The organism is Pseudomonas sp. NPDC096917, assembly GCF_044762555.1.
Classification (GTDB): Bacteria; Pseudomonadota; Gammaproteobacteria; order Pseudomonadales; family Pseudomonadaceae; genus Aquipseudomonas.
Genome location: NZ_JBIWEO010000007.1, coordinates 58,209 through 75,675, shown reverse-complemented (window position 1 = coordinate 75,675; position 17,467 = coordinate 58,209). Strand labels below are relative to the sequence as shown.

At 56.2% G+C, this 17,467-nt stretch carries 19 protein-coding genes; 6 read left to right on the top strand and 13 right to left on the bottom strand.

Annotated elements, in window-relative coordinates:
* The gene (locus ACIQYF_RS10060; RefSeq protein WP_402860330.1) at positions 1–591 is read right to left on the bottom strand and encodes a YceI family protein; all 591 of its coding nucleotides are present in this window, start codon (positions 589–591) and stop codon (positions 1–3) included.
* Positions 592–824: 233 nt separating this feature from the next.
* Between ACIQYF_RS10060 and olsB the strand changes: the two genes are divergently transcribed.
* Both olsB and ACIQYF_RS10050 read left to right on the top strand, forming a co-directional pair.
* On the top strand, positions 825–1,580 hold the full coding sequence (gene olsB, locus ACIQYF_RS10055) for an L-ornithine N(alpha)-acyltransferase (protein WP_402860327.1): 756 nt from the start codon (positions 825–827) through the stop codon (positions 1,578–1,580).
* Positions 1,580–2,428: a lysophospholipid acyltransferase family protein gene (locus ACIQYF_RS10050; RefSeq protein ID WP_402860324.1), complete on the top strand. Its 849-nt coding sequence runs from the start codon at positions 1,580–1,582 to the stop codon at positions 2,426–2,428. Before olsB ends, ACIQYF_RS10050 begins: the two co-directional genes overlap by 1 nt.
* Positions 2,429–2,714: 286 nt before the next feature.
* Here the strand turns inward: ACIQYF_RS10050 and ACIQYF_RS10045 are convergent, their stop codons facing one another.
* A complete protein-coding gene (locus ACIQYF_RS10045; protein WP_402860321.1) occupies positions 2,715–3,299 on the bottom strand; it encodes an ACP phosphodiesterase in 585 nt (194 codons plus the stop codon).
* Between the two features lie 170 nt (positions 3,300–3,469).
* Between ACIQYF_RS10045 and ACIQYF_RS10040 the strand changes: the two genes are divergently transcribed.
* From ACIQYF_RS10040 to ACIQYF_RS10030, 3 genes are read left to right on the top strand one after another with little or no spacing between them, the layout of a single operon-like run.
* Positions 3,470–3,772: an ArsR/SmtB family transcription factor gene (locus ACIQYF_RS10040; RefSeq protein ID WP_402860318.1), complete on the top strand. Its 303-nt coding sequence runs from the start codon at positions 3,470–3,472 to the stop codon at positions 3,770–3,772.
* Positions 3,773–3,783: 11 nt separating this feature from the next.
* Entirely contained in the window at positions 3,784–4,950 is a 1,167-nt protein-coding gene (locus ACIQYF_RS10035) for an MFS transporter (protein ID WP_402860315.1), read from the top strand.
* A 20-nt stretch (positions 4,951–4,970) separates the two neighbouring features.
* The gene (locus ACIQYF_RS10030) at positions 4,971–6,020 is read left to right on the top strand and encodes an alkene reductase (RefSeq protein WP_402860312.1); all 1,050 of its coding nucleotides are present in this window, start codon (positions 4,971–4,973) and stop codon (positions 6,018–6,020) included.
* Positions 6,021–6,707: 687 nt separating this feature from the next.
* Here the strand turns inward: ACIQYF_RS10030 and rpoS are convergent.
* The 8 genes from rpoS to ACIQYF_RS09990 form a co-directional block, all read right to left on the bottom strand.
* Entirely contained in the window at positions 6,708–7,712 is a 1,005-nt protein-coding gene (rpoS, locus tag ACIQYF_RS10025) for an RNA polymerase sigma factor RpoS (protein ID WP_402860309.1), read from the bottom strand.
* Positions 7,713–7,820: 108 nt separating this feature from the next.
* Entirely contained in the window at positions 7,821–8,648 is an 828-nt protein-coding gene (locus tag ACIQYF_RS10020; protein ID WP_402860306.1) for a peptidoglycan DD-metalloendopeptidase family protein, read from the bottom strand.
* 209 nt (positions 8,649–8,857) lie between these two features.
* Positions 8,858–9,493, bottom strand: coding sequence for a protein-L-isoaspartate(D-aspartate) O-methyltransferase (locus ACIQYF_RS10015; protein ID WP_402860782.1), 636 nt, complete (start codon positions 9,491–9,493; stop codon positions 8,858–8,860).
* Positions 9,494–9,534: 41 nt separating this feature from the next.
* The gene (surE, locus tag ACIQYF_RS10010; RefSeq protein WP_402860303.1) at positions 9,535–10,284 is read right to left on the bottom strand and encodes a 5'/3'-nucleotidase SurE; all 750 of its coding nucleotides are present in this window, start codon (positions 10,282–10,284) and stop codon (positions 9,535–9,537) included.
* Positions 10,272–11,330, bottom strand: coding sequence for a tRNA pseudouridine(13) synthase TruD (gene truD, locus ACIQYF_RS10005; protein ID WP_402860300.1), 1,059 nt, complete (start codon positions 11,328–11,330; stop codon positions 10,272–10,274). Before truD ends, surE begins: the two co-directional genes overlap by 13 nt.
* Positions 11,327–11,800 carry a 2-C-methyl-D-erythritol 2,4-cyclodiphosphate synthase gene (ispF, locus tag ACIQYF_RS10000; RefSeq protein ID WP_322234258.1) on the bottom strand — a complete coding sequence of 158 codons (474 nt, stop codon included), beginning with the start codon at positions 11,798–11,800 and terminating at the stop codon, positions 11,327–11,329. The genes truD and ispF overlap by 4 nt, the downstream gene beginning before the upstream one ends.
* 52 nt (positions 11,801–11,852) lie before the next feature.
* Positions 11,853–12,698 (bottom strand): S-formylglutathione hydrolase, encoded by an 846-nt coding sequence (gene fghA / locus ACIQYF_RS09995; protein ID WP_402860295.1) that lies wholly within the window; start codon positions 12,696–12,698, stop codon positions 11,853–11,855.
* Between the two features lie 88 nt (positions 12,699–12,786).
* Positions 12,787–13,899: an S-(hydroxymethyl)glutathione dehydrogenase/class III alcohol dehydrogenase gene (locus ACIQYF_RS09990; RefSeq protein ID WP_402860292.1), complete on the bottom strand. Its 1,113-nt coding sequence runs from the start codon at positions 13,897–13,899 to the stop codon at positions 12,787–12,789.
* A gap of 108 nt (positions 13,900–14,007) precedes the next feature.
* On the opposite strand from ACIQYF_RS09990, the gene ACIQYF_RS09985 reads away from it, so the two are divergent.
* The gene (locus ACIQYF_RS09985) at positions 14,008–14,904 is read left to right on the top strand and encodes a LysR substrate-binding domain-containing protein (protein WP_402860289.1); all 897 of its coding nucleotides are present in this window, start codon (positions 14,008–14,010) and stop codon (positions 14,902–14,904) included.
* A 70-nt stretch (positions 14,905–14,974) separates the two neighbouring features.
* Here ACIQYF_RS09985 and ispD read toward each other — a convergent pair whose 3' ends face one another.
* The 3 genes from ispD to eno form a co-directional block, all read right to left on the bottom strand.
* On the bottom strand, positions 14,975–15,679 hold the full coding sequence (gene ispD / locus ACIQYF_RS09980; protein WP_402860286.1) for a 2-C-methyl-D-erythritol 4-phosphate cytidylyltransferase: 705 nt from the start codon (positions 15,677–15,679) through the stop codon (positions 14,975–14,977).
* On the bottom strand, positions 15,676–15,954 hold the full coding sequence (gene ftsB, locus ACIQYF_RS09975; RefSeq protein ID WP_019411453.1) for a cell division protein FtsB: 279 nt from the start codon (positions 15,952–15,954) through the stop codon (positions 15,676–15,678). The genes ispD and ftsB overlap by 4 nt, the downstream gene beginning before the upstream one ends.
* A 169-nt stretch (positions 15,955–16,123) precedes the next feature.
* On the bottom strand, positions 16,124–17,413 hold the full coding sequence (eno, locus tag ACIQYF_RS09970) for a phosphopyruvate hydratase (RefSeq protein ID WP_402860282.1): 1,290 nt from the start codon (positions 17,411–17,413) through the stop codon (positions 16,124–16,126).
* Positions 17,414–17,467: the final 54 nt, after the last annotated feature.

Genomic DNA, 17,467 nt, shown 5'->3' with positions numbered 1-17,467 from the left:
TCAGCGGGCCGTGAAAATCAGCACCGCACTCACCGGCACTGAAAAACTGATAGCCGACAATCCGGCCAATTTACGCAGGCTTTCAAGTTCTGGCTGCAAGCCAAAGTCTTCGGCTTGCAACATCAGGGGCTCCAGGGTCACGACTTGAAAACGATGTTCGTCCAGACGCGTCGCCAACAGTTCAGCCTCATAGGTGTGCTGCTTGTCACGCAAATGGACAGTCACCGGCAAGTGCAACTCCAGTTGCGCGCCAGGCGCAAGGTCATTGATGGGTTGCAGGTTTATTTGCGCGGTAATTTGCGCCTCAGGGAAGTGCTTGAAATCAAACAACTGATCGCGCATACGCTCATCGCGCAAAGGCACCGCACTGTTGACCGAGTCCATTTCGATACGCAATTGCGCCTGTCCCTTGCGGTCCACTTTGCCGTGCAACACCAAAAAACGGTGCATGTTCGCGACATTGGCATTTTGCGTGGTGATAAATGCAAGACGGGATGACTCACCGTCCAGGTACCAATTGGCCTGAGCAGTCAGGCTCACACCCAAGGTCAACAACAGGGCGCAGATGGAAGATAAAAACGCTTTAAACATAGAAACTCATCGACAGATAAACAGGAGCGAACATTACCTCTAGTGAAGAGGTCTGGGCAGGATTTTTATTAAGCAACGTTAGGACGCTCATCTGCAACGCCAGTTCCTTGAATCCGAATGAGCTGTCATACAAGCATCACCCAATTGTCATGGTCATGACACTGCTGCTCCTTAGCCTGAGATTGCACACCTCAGTCGACAAGGCAGGCTTGATACCTGCACGGAGATTCGCAATGGCCCAGATCGCCCGTATCCGCGACACCGCTCAAGAACGCCGACTGCAGGCAGAACGCTTGCTTGTTCCAGAGGCCTTGCGCGAGGCCCAAGCCTTGCGTTTTCGTGTCTTCAGCGGCGAGCTAAACGCCAAGCTGAAAAGTGCAGAGCGGGGTCTGGACATAGACGATTACGATGCTCATTGCGACCACATTGGGGTTCGCGACCTCAACACCGGCCTGTTAGTCGCCACCACGCGCCTGCTGGACCACAGTGCCGCGCGAAACATCGGTCACTTTTACAGTGAAGAAGAATTCAGCCTTCACGGCCTGGCTCACTTGCAAGGGCCGATCCTTGAGATTGGCCGTACGTGTGTCGATCCGGCCTACCGCAATGGCGGCACCATCGCGGTGTTGTGGGGCGAATTGGCTGAGGCCCTCAATCAGGGCGACTATCACTACCTGATGGGCTGCGCGAGCATTCCCATGCAAGACGGCGGCATCCAGGCACAAGCGATCATGCAACGTCTGCGCGAACGTTATCTGTGCACTGAGCACTTGCGTGCCGAGCCTAAAAAGCCGCTGCCGGCGCTGGAAATTCCAGCCAACGTCATCGCAGAAATGCCGCCGTTGCTCAAAGCCTATATGCGCCTGGGCGCCAAGATATGTGGCGAGCCGTGTTGGGATGAAGACTTTCAGGTAGCGGACGTTTTTATCCTGCTCAAGCGTGATGAGTTATGCCCGCGTTATGCCCGCCACTTCAAGGCAGCCATGTGATGAGCCGCTTGCGCCGATACGGGCGAGTGGCACGCGTGCTCGCGGTGGTCAGCCTGGGGCTCGGCATGGCGAGTGTTTTCGGGTTAATGGAACAACTGCGCCTGAACAGCACGATGGACCGTCGACAGCGCTGGTCGCAGTTTTTCATGAAGCGCCTGAGCAACGCCCTACCCTTTCGGGTCACTGTATTTGGCGAACGACCTGAAACGCCGATGTTGTGGGTCAGCAATCACGTGTCATGGACGGATATTGCGTTACTGGGGCAACTGACGCCGCTGTCGTTTTTGTCCAAGGCAGAAGTGCGTGGCTGGCCCGTGGCCGGATGGCTGGCGGTCAAGGCCGGCAGTCTGTTTATTCGCCGGGGTGCAGGTGATAGTCAGCAGATTCGCGAGCAAATGACCGGACATTTGCGACAAAAGCATTCGTTGTTGATGTTTCCTGAAGGGACGACGACCGATGGTCGCTCAGTGCGCACATTTCACGGGCGGCTGTTGTCGGCAGCGATTGACAGTGATGTGTCGTTGCAGCCGGTGGCTATTCGTTATTTGCGTGATGGGGAGCCTGATGCGATAGCACCGTTTATTGGGGATGATGATCTGCTGTCGCATTTGTTGAGGTTGTTTTCTCACGAACAGGCGCAGGTTGAGATTCATTTGCTGAAGCCGATTGTTTGTCAGCAACAGGAGCGTGCGGCGCTGGCGTTTAAGGCTCAGCAAGCAATTGGAAGGGTTGTGACGGGTGCGGCAAACGCGGACGTGGAGAAAGTCGCAGAAGAGGTGGGATTGCAAGCCGATTACTTAGCAGTAGCCGAGCCTGCGAGGCTACATCCGATTGCACAGCAATCGTAAATGCTGACTGACCAAGGCTTCGATCGGGTGCGAAGCCGTGGCGCTTTGTGTACATATCCATTGATGCGCAACGGCTTTTTACGGGTTTCGCCCTTACGGCGAGGCACTTTTGGCAAACAGCCCCAAAAGCCCCCAAAAAGGTCCTTGCTCCCACGTACGGTATCCCGAAGTCGTGGGTAGATCAAAAGCCGGGATCACGGTGAACACACATTTTGTAGCCGCAGCGGCTACAGAGGCCGCGGCCACAGGATACCGAGCATGTCACGACCTCTCGGTAGATCAAAAACTACTGCTTCACCCGTTTTTCTTTCTCTGCAAACGCCTGTAACTGTGGGTAGAAGGCTCGAAAGTCTTCGCTCAGCGGTTCGTAAAGGGCCTGCAGGTCTTGCATGGCGCCCGTCAGTTCTTGCGGGTGCGACAGGCGCCGCGAGATACCTTTGAAGACTTGTTCGAGTACGCCAAAGTCTCGATATGACCCAAGCCAGTCGTGCGCAGCCATGTGCGGGGCGATGCTCGCCAGGCGCTTGGGTAGCTGGGGTTGCGAGACCAGGACTTGGTAGAAGTCTGTAGTAAAGCGCTCTAAAGGACCTTCGGCATAGTGCGACCAATCACGCGCAAGGCAGTGATCGAAGAATACGTCGAGCACGATGCCTGCATAGCGGCGCCGGGTTTGGGTGAAGCGCGATAAGCAATGGTCAACCAAGGGGTGGGCGTCAGTGAAGACGTCGATGCTGCGATGCAGTTGGATAGCAGATTCAATCGCCGGGCTGTACTGGCCTTGCAGGCGACCTTTTACGAAGTCGCCATAAAGGCTGCCGAGTAATTCTTCTGGCCGCTGGCCACCCAGGTGCAGATGTGCGAGATAATTCATGTCGCGCAGTTTAGCACCCCGCTATTCAGCACGACCTATAAATATCGTTATAACCCGATATACCGATTTGTACTGATTTCAGATCAAAATCATATTTGTATATCGCGATATAACGATTTAAAGTTCGCTTCATCGCGATATAACGCTACACACCATTGAGCACTGCCACTATGCCGATCGACCTCGACGAAATAATAAAAGCGCTGGCACACCCAGTACGCCGAGAAATCATTCGCCTGCTTAAAGATCCGCAGGTCGAGTTTCCTGACCAGCATCACAGCACTGAGCACGGCGTATGTGCCGGGCAGTTCGATCAACGCTTCGGCCTGTCGCAATCCACTGTTTCTGCCCATCTCGCCACGTTGCAACGGGCGGGCTTGATCAGCAGTCAAAAGGTAGGTCAGTGGCACTTCTTCAAACGTAATGAGGAAACCGTTCAGGCGTTCCTCACAACACTGAGCCAAGAGCTTTAACAAGGATTTCCATGCCTCTCTCGCTACTCATCCTGGCGCTCAGCGCCTTTGCCATCGGGACCACTGAGTTTGTGATCATGGGCTTGCTGCCCGATGTCGCCGCTGATCTTGGTGTTTCTATCCCCGGCGCCGGCTGGCTAGTGACAGGTTACGCATTGGGCGTGGCCATTGGTGCGCCTTTTATGGCACTGGCCACGGCCAAGCTGCCGCGCAAGGCCGCTCTGGTAGCGTTGATGGGCATATTTATTGTCGGCAACCTGCTCTGCGCACTGGCCAGTGATTACAACGTGCTGATGTTTGCGCGTGTGATCACGGCGTTGTGCCACGGCGCGTTCTTCGGCATTGGCTCGGTGGTGGCCGCAGGGCTGGTGCCTGCCAACAAGCGCGCGTCTGCTGTGGCTCTGATGTTTACCGGCCTCACGCTGGCTAACGTGTTGGGCGTGCCATTGGGTACCGCTCTGGGCCAGGCAGCTGGATGGCGCTCTACGTTTTTTGCCGTGACGGTGATTGGTGTGGTGGCGTTGATTGGCCTGATCCGCTTTCTGCCAGCCAAACGTGACGAAGAAAAACTCGATATGCGGGCCGAGCTGGCCGCGCTCAAAGGCGCTGGGATTTGGCTCTCCCTGAGTATGACCGCGCTGTTTTCTGCGTCGATGTTCACCCTCTTTACCTACGTCGCGCCATTGCTCGGCGACGTGACGGGCGTATCGCCCACTGGCGTGACCTGGACGCTGCTGCTGATCGGCCTGGGCCTGACCGTCGGCAATATCATCGGCGGCAAATTGGCTGACAAGCGTTTGTCCGCCACCTTGATCGGCGTATTCATTGCAATGGCGGTGGTGTCGACCGTATTGAGCTGGACCAGCGTTGCGCTGATTCCAACCGAAATCACGCTGTTCCTGTGGGCCACCGCCTCGTTTGCCGCGGTGCCCGCCCTGCAAGTCAACGTTGTGACCTTCGGCAAAGCGGCACCGAACCTGGTGTCCACGCTGAACATCGGTGCCTTTAACGTCGGTAATGCTCTCGGCGCCTGGGTAGGCGGCAGTGTGATTGCCCACGGTTTTGGCCTCACCAGCGTGCCATTGGCCGCTGCGGCACTGGCAGTACTTGCGCTGCTGGTCACCCTGATTACTTTTCGCCAGAACGGCAATGCCGAGCTGGCCACTGCTACACACTGATCCTTGAGAGGGCTGCATAAATGACCACGATTTTTGATCCGATCAAGCTGGGCGATCTCGAACTGCCTAACCGCATCATCATGGCGCCGCTTACCCGCTGCCGTGCCGATGAAGGCCGAGTTCCAAACGCGCTGATGGCTGAATACTACGTTCAGCGCGCATCTGCCGGGCTGATCCTGAGCGAAGCCACTTCGGTAACCCCTTTGGGCGTCGGCTACCCGGACACCCCAGGCATCTGGTCCGACGAGCAAGTGCGCGGCTGGACGAACATCACCAAGGCGGTACATGCCGCCGGTGGCCTTATCTCTTTGCAACTGTGGCACGTTGGGCGTATCTCCCACTCGCTGTACCTGAACGGTGAAGCACCGGTGGCACCGAGCGCCATTGCAGCCAAAGGCCAGGTCAGCCTGTTACGCCCTAAAGCTGATTTCCCTGTACCGCGCGCTCTGGAAACCGCTGAGATCGCAGACATTGTCGATGCCTATCGCACCGGTGCCGAGAACGCCAAGGCTGCAGGCTTTGACGGCGTTGAAATTCATGGCGCCAACGGCTACTTGCTGGATCAGTTCCTGCAAAGCAGCACTAACAAACGTACCGATCAGTACGGTGGCAGCGTAGAAAACCGTGCACGGCTGTTGCTTGAAGTCACCGATGCCGCCATCGAAGTCTGGGGCGCTGGCCGGGTAGGCGTGCACTTGTCTCCGCGTGCCGACTTGCACGATATGGGCGATGAAAACCTGGCTGAAACCTTTGGCTATGTGGCCAGCGAACTGGGCAAACGCGGTATCGCGTTTATCTGCTCGCGTGAGGCTGAAGGCCCGGACAGCCTGGGCCCACAGCTCAAGGCAGCGTTTGGCGGCCCCTACATCGTCAACGAACGCTTCACGGCCGAAACCGCCAACGCCTGGATCGCAGAAGGCAAGGCGGATGCTGTCGCGTTTGGCGTACCTTTTATCGCCAACCCTGATCTGCCAGCGCGCTTGAAGGCCGGGGCACCGCTCAATGAGGCGCACCCTGAAACCTTCTATGCGAAAGGCCCGGTTGGCTACATCGACTATCCAACGCTGTAAGCCTGACCGGATCACCCCGCGCATTTTCCGATACGCGTAACGCAAAACGCCCAAGGCCATTAATGCCTTGGGCGTTTTTCTTTTCATTCGGGCCCACGCCTAAGCCATGCGCCAAAACACTTTTTTTCAGGCAAAAAAAGGGGCGGTTTGACCCGCCCACATTTTTTCCCTAATCCCTTTTGTTCCTTCTCATCATCCTGATGAATTGCGTCCTGCAATGTCCTGAGCGTTCTTCCTTGAGCGCCGTGTCGATCCGTCGACACAGTTAAGATACTAGAGAATTCTAAAATTGCTGCAACCGCACCAGTTATAGATTTTTATTACGAGAAAGTGATACGTAAAATAATTAAATCTTTAACTTTCAATAAGTTATAAAAAAAATAAAGTAAGAAAAAGTCATTCCTGACCACGCCTTACGCGGTTGGCTTACAGAAAACGTAAGTAAAGGCTTACAACCGCTCGCTGATAAAGCTCAACCTCGTACGTGACATGACATTTCCAACGCCTAAATTTAATAGAACACGCCGCAAAAATGCCTGAGTACACGCGGCATCGACAGCATCTGACGCCCAGCCGCTCTGGTCATGGGTTTTACACCGCGCATAAAAAACCCCGAAAATTCGCAATGTTGTTCACTCACGTGAGCAGCATGACCAAAAAATCCGGGGTTTAGTCAGTAAACGGCGTTTACTGAAACAGTGACTCACTCGACAGGCCATTACGTTCGAGGATCTCTCGCAGCCGCTTGAGCCCCTCAACCTGGATCTGTCGTACACGTTCCCGCGTCAGGCCGATCTCCAGCCCGACATCTTCAAGTGTGCTGCTTTCATGACCCCGCAGCCCGAAACGGCGAATCACCACTTCACGTTGCTTATCAGTCAATTCGGACAGCCACTGATCAATGCTCTGCGATAAATCATCGTCCTGAAGCAGCTCACAAGGGTCTGTGGGGCGATCGTCAGTCAAGGTATCAAGCAGTGTTTTGTCTGAGTCGGGGCCCAAAGAAACGTCTACCGAGGAGACCCGTTCATTGAGCCCAAGCATACGCTTGACCTCTGCGACAGGCTTTTCAAGCAGATTGGCAATTTCTTCAGGGGAAGGTTCGTGATCGAGTTTTTGCGTCAGTTCGCGCGCGGCTCGCAAGTAGACGTTGAGTTCTTTGACAACGTGGATCGGTAAACGAATGGTGCGGGTTTGATTCATGATCGCCCGTTCAATCGTCTGGCGAATCCACCAGGTAGCGTAGGTCGAGAATCGGAAGCCGCGTTCCGGATCGAATTTCTCGACAGCTCGAATCAGTCCCAGGTTGCCCTCTTCAATCAGGTCTAGCAGCGATAGCCCACGATTGACGTAACGTCGGGCGATTTTCACAACCAGTCGCAAGTTACTTTCAATCATGCGTTTTCGCCCGGCCGGATCTCCACTCTGCGACAAGCGCGCATAGTGAACTTCTTCTACAGGGGAGAGTAACGGGGAGAAGCCAATTTCATTGAGGTACAGCTGAGTCGCATCAAGCGCCCGGGTGTAGTCAATGTACTTGTGCTGTTTTGAAACAGGTGCTTTTTTTGACTTGGTGCGAGTGCTAGGGGTTGAATCATTTTCTTCTGACATCAAGTCACTTTCGATGCTGGAGTCCATAAGGAGCACCTCATCGTCGATGTCAAACCCCGGCGCTTCTTTACTAAGAGCCATTGCTGTAGTCCTTTGGTGAGTTCGACCTCAAGCTCAAGCATCGCCTTTATCCTTGGCAACGCTGGAGCCTGTTCCTTTTAACTACATCAGGAACAGGCTGGTAACTGATCAACGGCGTGGTAGGAATTGCAGTGGATCTACAGGTTTACCTTGACGGCGAATTTCAAAGTGAAGTTTCACCCGGTCTGTACCAGTTGACCCCATTTCGGCAATTGTCTGTCCGACCTTGACCTGCTGCCCCTCCCGAACCAACAACCTGCGGTTATGACCATAGGCACTGACGTAGGTATCGCTATGTTTGATGATGACTAATTCGCCGTAGCCCCTCAATCCACTGCCAGCGTATACAACGGCCCCATCAGACGCAGCTAAAACAGGCTGTCCCAAATCTCCGGCAATATCAATACCTTTATTCAAACTGCCGTTTGAAGAAAATTTACCTATCAAAATGCCATCAGATGGCCATCCCCAGCCTTTGGGAGCAGGCCCGTCCGGCAACGGCGCAGGGGCTGCCGGTGCGGTCGTTGTGGCGCCAGAACGCTTGATAACCGTGGTCTTGCTGCCTGCAGAAGACGAAACGACAGTGGTGGTCGAGCCCGCAGCGGGCACAGTGCCTGCGCGGCCATCAAAACGAATGGTCTGGCCTGGAACGATCGTGAACGGTGCATCGATCTTGTTGCGTGCGGCCAGTGCCTTCCAATCCCAACCGTAGCGAAAGGCAATTGAAAACAAGGTATCGCCACGTCGTACCACGTATTGGCCAGTGGTCACTGCCGGGCGCTGCGCTACTCCATTACGACTACCGGTGCTTGTACTCGTTTTGGATGCGCTGGAGCACGCTGCCAGCAAAACCAAGGCGGCACTTAACGCTAGACCGACCGCGAGTCTCTGATAGCTTTTGGTGCCCATACGCTGCGTAATGACTGTGAGACTCACCCGCCGCTCCCTTTGAAGATGGCTAAAAATTAAAATGCCAGTAACGGCCCTCGATGGGCGCAAGTATAACTGGCCTGCGCAGCTTTACAGTTCGCAAAGCCAACTCATAAACGCATTGTTTAACGCCAAACAAATGCTGGGCATGGCCTGCCCGCTGGGCTGTATGACCCGTACCCGGTCTTATAATTCATCCAGGCCGATCTAAAGATTCAGGCCAGCGGCCCATTGAGCAGTGGCACAAAGCGCACATTGCCAATCACCCGCCGGGCAAAACCGTGATCTTCGCGCACGATCACCATCAACTGTTGAACATCGCCCGCACCGACTGGAATCACCAGGCGGCCGCCAGGTGCCAGTTGATCAAGCAATGCCTGGGGAACATCTGTGGCCACAGCGGTCACGATAATGCCGTTGTAAGGTGCCAGCGCTGGCCAGCCTTCCCAGCCATCTCCCCAGCGGAAGACCACGTTGCGCAGGTTGAGTTCGAGCAGCCGCTCTTTGGCCCGATCTTGCAACACCTTGATTCGCTCGACCGAGAAGATCCGCTCAACCAACTGCGACAGCACAGCCGTCTGGTAGCCCGAGCCAGTGCCGATCTCCATGACCTTGTCCAGTGGGCCATCCTCAAGTAGCAGCTCGCTCATGCGCGCCACCATATAAGGCTGGGAAATGGTCTGGTTATTGCCAATCGGCAGCGCCGTGTCTTCATAAGCCCGGTGTGCCAGTGCCTCGTCAACAAACAGGTGACGAGGTGTGCGACGAATGACTTCAAGCACATTCTGGTTAACGATGCCCTCTTCACGCAGGCGCTGAATCAGACGCTCACGAGTACGTTCGGAAGTCATGCCAATGCCGCGATGCATCAGGCCATCCTGCTCACGCCCCATCAGCCCAAGCCCTCCAGCCAGCCATCAAGACTTTTGAACGCATCGCTGAAGGTGCGATCCAGTTGCAACGGCGTGATCGACACATAACCTTGCATCACCGCATGGAAATCGGTGCCCGGCCCACCGTCTTCGGCATCGCCAGCCGCAGCAATCCAGTAACCGGCCTTGCCGCGCGGGTCAACAACACGAACCGGGGCGGCTGCGCGCGCGCGATGCCCCAGGCGGGTCAGCTGGATTCCGCGGATGTTCTCCAGCGGCAAGTTAGGGATATTTACGTTGAGCACCGTGCGCGGCGGCAGATCGAGCAAAGGATGGGCTTCGACCAGCTTGCGGGCAAAATACGCGGCGGTCGGCAGGTTATCGACCTGACGCGACACCAGCGAAAAAGCAAACGAAGGGCGCTCCAGAAAACGCCCTTCAAGCGCCGCTGCTACCGTGCCCGAATACAGCACGTCATCGCCCAGATTGGCGCCCAGATTGATCCCTGAAACCACCATGTTCGGCTGCTGTGCCAACAATCCGTTAAGACCAAGGTGTACGCAGTCGGTGGGAGTGCCATTGATGCTGATAAAGCCATTGGCCAGGGTGTGCGGATGCAGGGGACGGTCCAGCGTCAGCGAGCTGCTCGCGCCACTTTTGTCTTGCTCGGGAGCAATCACCACGCATTCACAGTAATCGGCCAATGCGCCATAAAGCGCGGCAATCCCCGGGGCGGTGACCCCATCATCGTTTGAAATCAGAATACGCATAGGCTGTCCGTTTGACCCAAAGACACCAGATCAACAAGTTCGCGCACCAGAACAGTGGCGAAGCATCCGGCCGGCAGTACAAATTCCAGTTGCAAAATATCTGGTTGCGGATAATGCCACGTCAATCGGCCAATGGGCAGCCGCAGGATGCGTCGCTCATGGCTCATTCCCGCTCGAACCAACCAGTCGCGCAAATCAGCTTCGCGCTCGGCAATCGACTGCTCCAGCGCCTGGGTTGCACCGGTAGTCGGTGACTCACCCTCGCCCCACTGAGGGCCAGTGGGGTGAAGATCAAGAATAGCCAAACGCGGGTCGCTGCACTCAGCTTCGCCCGCCGGGAAAAAACTGCGGCTGTCGGTGAACGCCAGCAAATCGCCCACCTGCGCACGCTGCCAAGAGCCATCGGCCACACGGGCTGCCAACACTTGGTTAAACAGGTAGCTGCGGGCGGTGGATAGCAGGCGCGAACGCACATTGCGCTGCTCAGGCAGGGCTTTACGTGCCGCGTAATCGCGTGCCTCGCCCAAATTGCCGCCCTGCCAGCCAAAACGCTGCGTGCCGAAATAGTTTGGCACGCCCTGCTTGGCGATCAGTTCCAGGCGCTGTTGCAACGCGTCTTTGTCAGCGGCCAATTGGGTGAGACGCAACGTGAAACCGTTGGCAGCGTGGGCGCCGCGCTGCAATTTGCGCTTGTGACGGGATGTCTTGAGAATTTTAAGCGTGTCGTTTTCAGCACCCGACAGGTCGGGATCAGCCTTACCCGGCAGTTGCACACTGAACCATTGACGGGTCAGCGCCTGGCGGTCTTTCAAGCCTGCGTAACTCACCGTACGCAACGGCACACCCGCGGCCTTGGCAATACGCCGCGCCGCTTCTTCAGTGTTCAGGCCACGCTTTTCGACCCACAACCACAGATGCTCGCCATCGCCGGACAGCGGAATATCAAGCACTTCGTCAACTTGAAAATCCTCGGCCGTGGCCTTGAGCACCGCGGTGCCCAATGGCTCGCCGTAAGCGGTCGGCCCCAGCAGATCACGCTCGTTCATGCGCGAACCAACAACGCAATGGCGTGCACTGCGATGCCTTCTTCGCGGCCCACAAAACCGAGTTTTTCAGTGGTGGTGGCTTTTACGTTTACCTGATCCAAATCAACCTCAAGATCCGCCGCTATCAGCGCACGCATCGTTTCGATATGCGGCGCCATTTTTGGCGCCTGAGCAATGATGGTGTTGTCGACATTGCCGACTTTCCAGCCCTTGGCGTGGATCAGACCCACGACATGGCGCAACAAAACGCGGCTATCTGCGCCCTTGAATTGCGGGTCGGTGTCCGGAAAATGTTTGCCGATGTCGCCCAGTGCCGCCGCGCCCAGCAGTGCATCGCTGAGCGCGTGCAAAAGCACATCGCCATCAGAGTGGGCCAACAGCCCGAATTTATGTGCAATACGCACGCCGCCTAGGGTTATAAAATCGCCTTCAGCAAAACAGTGCACATCATAGCCGTGGCCAATACGCATAAAAAAACGCCCCGATTAAGTCAGGGCGTGATTCTACCTACTTTGGCCGCTGTTAGGCGCTTAGTGCACGAGCGTGATGACGCAAGTGATCATCTATAAAGCTGGCGATGAAGAAATAGCTATGGTCATAGCCCGGTTGCAGACGCAAGGTCAGCGGGTGACCGGCCAGTTTGGCCGCTTGTTGCAAGGCTTCAGGCTTGAGCTGGACGGCTAAAAAGTCGTCCCTGTCGCCTTGGTCCACCAGCAACGGCAGCTTTTCACGGGCCTCACTGATCAACACACACGCATCCCACTCACGCCAGCGCGCACGTTCTTCGCCCAAATATTGGGAGAACGCTTTTTGCCCCCAAGGGCAATCCATCGGGTTGCTGATCGGTGCAAAGGCCGATACCGACTGATAGCGCCCCGGATTACGCAAGGCACACACCAGCGCACCGTGCCCGCCCATGGAATGGCCGCTGATTCCGCGTTTTTGCGACGCTGGAAAATGCGCTTCGACCAACGCCGGCAGCTCCTGCACCACGTAATCGTGCATGCGGTAATGCTGAGCCCAGGGTTGCTGGGTCGCGTTCAGGTAAAAACCTGCGCCCAGACCAAAATCCCAGGCCGCATTCGGATCATCCGGCACCCCCTCGCCGCGCGGGCTGGTGTCCGGGCACACAATAATCAGGCCCAGCTCGGCGGCCATCTTCATGGCGCCAGCCTTGTGCATGAAGTTTTCGTCGGTGCAGGTCAGCCCCGACAACCAGTACAACACAGGCAGCGTTGCGCCCTGCTCGGCCTGCGGCGGCAGATACACGGCAAATACCATGTCACAGCCCAGCACTTCAGAGCGATGCGTATAACGCTTGTGCCAGCCACCGAAGCTTTTCTGGCAAGAAATGTTTGTCAAAGGCATAAGGGCAGCTCCTGGCTTGAAGTTAAAAGCCCAATGCCAACCCTTTGTAGGGTCAGTGTTTGGGCTTATCTCGTCTTGCCGCTATTCGTCAGAAATGGATGACAGTACGAATGCTTTTACCTTCATGCATCAGGTCGAATGCCTTGTTGATGTCTTCCAGGCCCATGGTGTGGGTGATGAATGTATCGAGCGGGATCTCGCCGGTTTGCGCCATGTCGACATAGCTTGGTAACTCAGTGCGACCGCGCACGCCACCGAACGCCGAACCGCGCCAGACGCGACCGGTAACCAGTTGGAACGGACGGGTCGAGATTTCCTGGCCGGCACCGGCAACGCCGATGATCACCGACTCACCCCACCCTTTATGGCAGCACTCCAACGCCGCACGCATCAACTGCACATTGCCGATGCACTCGAAGGAGAAATCAACACCGCCGTCGGTCATGTCGACGATCACTTCTTGAATCGGGCGATCAAAGTCTTTCGGGTTTACGCAGTCTGTCGCGCCCAGTTGTTTGGCGATCTCAAACTTGGCCGGGTTGATGTCGATGGCAATAATCCGCGCCGCCTTGGCTTTTACGGCGCCGATCACGGCTGACAGGCCAATGCCGCCCAGACCGAAGATAGCCACAGTGTCGCCCGGCTTGACCTTGGCGGTGTTGATCACTGCACCAATGCCAGTGGTCACGCCGCAACCCAGCAGGCAGACTTTTTCCAGCGGCGCTTGCTTTTGAATCTTGGCGACGGAAATTTCCGGAAGCACGGTGTACTCGGAGAACGTCGAAGTGCCCATGTAGTGGAAGATTGGCTGACCTTTGTAAGAGAAGCGCGTAGTGCCGTCAGGCATCAAGCCTTTGCCCTGAGTGGAGCGAATGGCCTGACACAGGTTGGTCTTGCCCGACAGGCAGAATTTGCACTGACGGCATTCCGGGGTGTACAGCGGGATCACATGGTCACCCACGGCAACTGAGGTCACGCCTTCGCCGATGGCCTCAACAATTGCGCCACCTTCATGGCCCAGAATCGATGGAAAGATGCCTTCCGGATCCGCACCCGACAAGGTGTAGGCGTCGGTGTGGCAAACACCCGAAGCCACGACACGCAACAGCACTTCGCCCGCCTTGGGCATGGCAACGTCTACTTCTACGATTTCCAGCGGCTTTTTGGCCTCGAATGCTACGGCAGCACGTGACTTGATCATGCATCGTCTCCAGCAAAGTAAAAACAAGACGCCGAGTGTAAATCAGCGCTGAGTGATTAATAATCCAGGCAAAAGCAAAACATTATTGCTCTGCAGGGACAATCAACCGTGAACGAGAACCGCTGGGAAGGTATAGACGAATTTGTGGCTGTGGCCGAGCGAGGTCAGTTCACGGCCGCAGCCGAAAGCCTAGGGGTGTCGTCTTCACACATCAGCCGTCAGGTTGTCCGTCTTGAAGAGCGCCTGCAAACTCGCCTGTTCTACCGCAGCACCCGAAGGGTGACACTGACTGAAGCCGGACAAACCTTTTTGCAGCATTGCCAACGCTTGCAAGACGGTCGCGAAGAAGCGCTGAGGGCCATCGGCGACTTGACCAGCGAACCCAAAGGCATGCTGCGCATGACCTGCGCAGTGGCCTACGGCGAACGTTTTATCGTGCCGCTGGTGACGCGCTTTATGGGCTTGTACCCACAATTGCGGGTCGACATTGAGCTGAGCAATCGCCCCTTGGACTTGGTGCACGAAAGCCTTGACCTGGCGATTCGGCTAGGCCGACTCCAGGATTCAAGGCTGGTTGCGACCCGCCTGGCACCCCGACGCATGTACCTGTGCGCGTCGCCGTCCTATCTGGAACATTACGGGCGCCCCCACAGCTTGTCGGAATTGAGCCGCCACAACTGCCTCATTGGCAGCTCGGACATCTGGCAACTGGAGCAGGATGGACGAGAATTTTCGCAACGGGTACAGGGCAATTGGCGCTGTAATAGCGGGCAAGCGGTACTCGACGCAGCACTGCAAGGCGTCGGCTTGTGTCAGTTACCGGACTATTACGTACTGGAACATTTAAAGACCGGAGCCTTGGTGTCGCTGCTCGACGCGCATCAACCGCCCAATACCGCCGTCTGGGGGTTGTACCCGCAACAACGGCATTTGTCGCCCAAAGTCAGAAAGCTGGTGGATTACCTGAAGGAAGGGTTGGCCAAGCGGGAGGAGTATTGGGTGTGATCAAAAATCGGCAGGAGCACGCTTGCCCCTGCACAGTTTTCGGCGCGATGCAGTGTGCAAAAACAGGCGCTCAGCGATTGGCCCAGCGCAGCCGTAGCCACTCAAGGTCTTCGGGGCGGGTGACTTTGATATTGTCCGAACGGCCTTCGATCAGGCGTGGAGCCAAACCTGCCCATTCCATGGCGGACGATTCATCCGTGATGTTCGCATCAGCCACCAGACTGTCAGCCAAAGCTCGATGCAATGCCCCCAGTCGGAACATCTGCGGCGTATAAGCCTGCCAGATCGAGCTACGATCGACGGTTTCGACCGCCCGGCCATTTTTATCTACGCGTTTGAGTGTGTCGCGAGCCGGTACTGCCAGCAAACCACCCACCGGGTCGTCTACCAATTCACTGAGCAACTTGTCCAGATCATCACGCGCCAGGTTGGGCCGTGCAGCATCGTGCACCAACACCCAATCCTCATCGTCGGCACCCTGCGCATGCAAGTACAACAAGGCGTTCAATACTGAATCCGCACGCTCGCGGCCTCCGTCAACCCGAGCAATACGAGGGTCGGCAGCACATTGCAAGGACGGCCAGAAGGGATCATCGAATGCCAGACTGACCACCAGCCCTTTGAGGCCAGGGTGATCAAGGAAACAGCCAAGGCTGTGTTCAAGAATACTGCGCCCGCCCAACGGCAAATACTGTTTGGGACGGTCCGCGGCCATACGGGCACCCACGCCCGCGGCAGGAATCACGGCCCAGAAGGCCGCCGATGTAGAGCTCATTGGGCCAACTGGTAGAGGGTCTCGCCCTCTTTCACCATGCCCAACTCATGGCGAGCACGTTCTTCAACGGTCTCCATGCCTTTTTTCAACTCAAGCACTTCCGCATCGAGCACGCGGTTACGCTCCAGCAGCACTTCGTTTTCAGCACGTTGATCAGCGATTTGCTGGGTCAGGTCGGTTACCTGCGCCAAACTCCCATTCCCCACCCACAGTCGATACTGCAGGCCAGCCAGAAGCAAGAGCAAAATGAGGAACAACCAATTGGGACTGCGCATCGAATATCAGGTATCCAGTGAAAAGACAGCCATGCCGAAAAACGTAAACAACTAACAGTACAAAGCCTGGAAGAACCAGGCTTGTACTTAATAAGCATCAGATTAGTGTCAAAAGACTCGCGATGGCGAATTTTCTGACACGATCTGTGGTCTTTTTACCAACCACTGCTTAGCCGCGGAACTCGTTGCGACCGTTGTACTTGGCTTTCGCACCCAACTGCTCTTCGATACGCAGCAATTGGTTGTACTTGGAAACGCGGTCAGAACGGCACAGGGAGCCGGTCTTGATCTGGCCAGCCGAAGTGCCCACAGCCAGATCGGCGATGGTGGAGTCTTCGGTTTCGCCGGAGCGGTGCGAGATCACAGCGGTGTAACCAGCAGCTTTGGCCATTTGAATGGCTTCCAGCGTTTCGGTCAGGGTGCCGATCTGGTTGAACTTGATCAGGATCGAGTTGGCGATCTTTTTATCGATGCCTTCTTTCAGGATCTTGGTGTTGGTCACGAACAAATCGTCGCCTACCAGTTGAACTTTCTCACCGATTTTGTCGGTCAGGATTTTCCAACCATCCCAGTCAGACTCGTCCAGACCGTCTTCGATAGAGATGATCGGGTAACGCTGAGTCAGACCTTTCAGGTACTCGGCGAAACCTTCGGAGCTGAACACCTGGCCTTCGCCGGACAGGTTGTATTTGCCGTCTTCGTAGAATTCGCTGGCCGCGCAGTCCAGAGCCAGGGTCACGTCAGTACCCAAGGTGTAACCGGCGTTGGCGATCGCTTCGGAGATCACTTTCAGTGCATCTTCGTTGGATGCCAGGTTAGGCGCGAAACCACCTTCGTCGCCCACGGCGGTATTCAGGCCACGAGCCTTCAGCACAGCTTTGAGGTGATGGAAGATTTCGGTGCCCATGCGCAGCGCGTCGGAGAAGGTCTTGGCGCCTACCGGCTGAACCATGAACTCCTGGATATCGACGTTGTTATCAGCGTGCTCGCCACCGTTGATGATGTTCATCATCGGAACAGGCATCGAGTAAACGCCCGGCGTGCCATTCAGGTTGGCGATGTGTGCGTACAGCGGCAGGTCCTGGTCCTGAGCCGCAGCCTTGGCTGCCGCCAGGGACACAGCGAGGATCGCGTTAGCGCCCAGCGAACCTTTGTTTTCAGTGCCGTCCAACGCGATCATCGCGTGGTCCAGCGCTTTTTGATCAACCGGGTCTTTACCCAGCAGCAAATCGCGAATCGGGCCGTTGATGTTGGCAACAGCTTTCAGAACGCCTTTGCCCAGGTAACGGCTTTTGTCGCCATCACGCAGCTCCAACGCTTCGCGCGAGCCGGTGGAAGCACCGGACGGAGCGCAAGCACTGCCGATGATGCCGTTGTCGAGAAGCACGTCGGCTTCCACAGTGGGATTGCCACGGGAGTCGAGAACTTCACGACCTTTGATGTCGACGATTTTTGCCATTGTTGTAAACACTCCAAAGTTGACGAAAACGACGCAGCTGAGGGAAATTTTGTC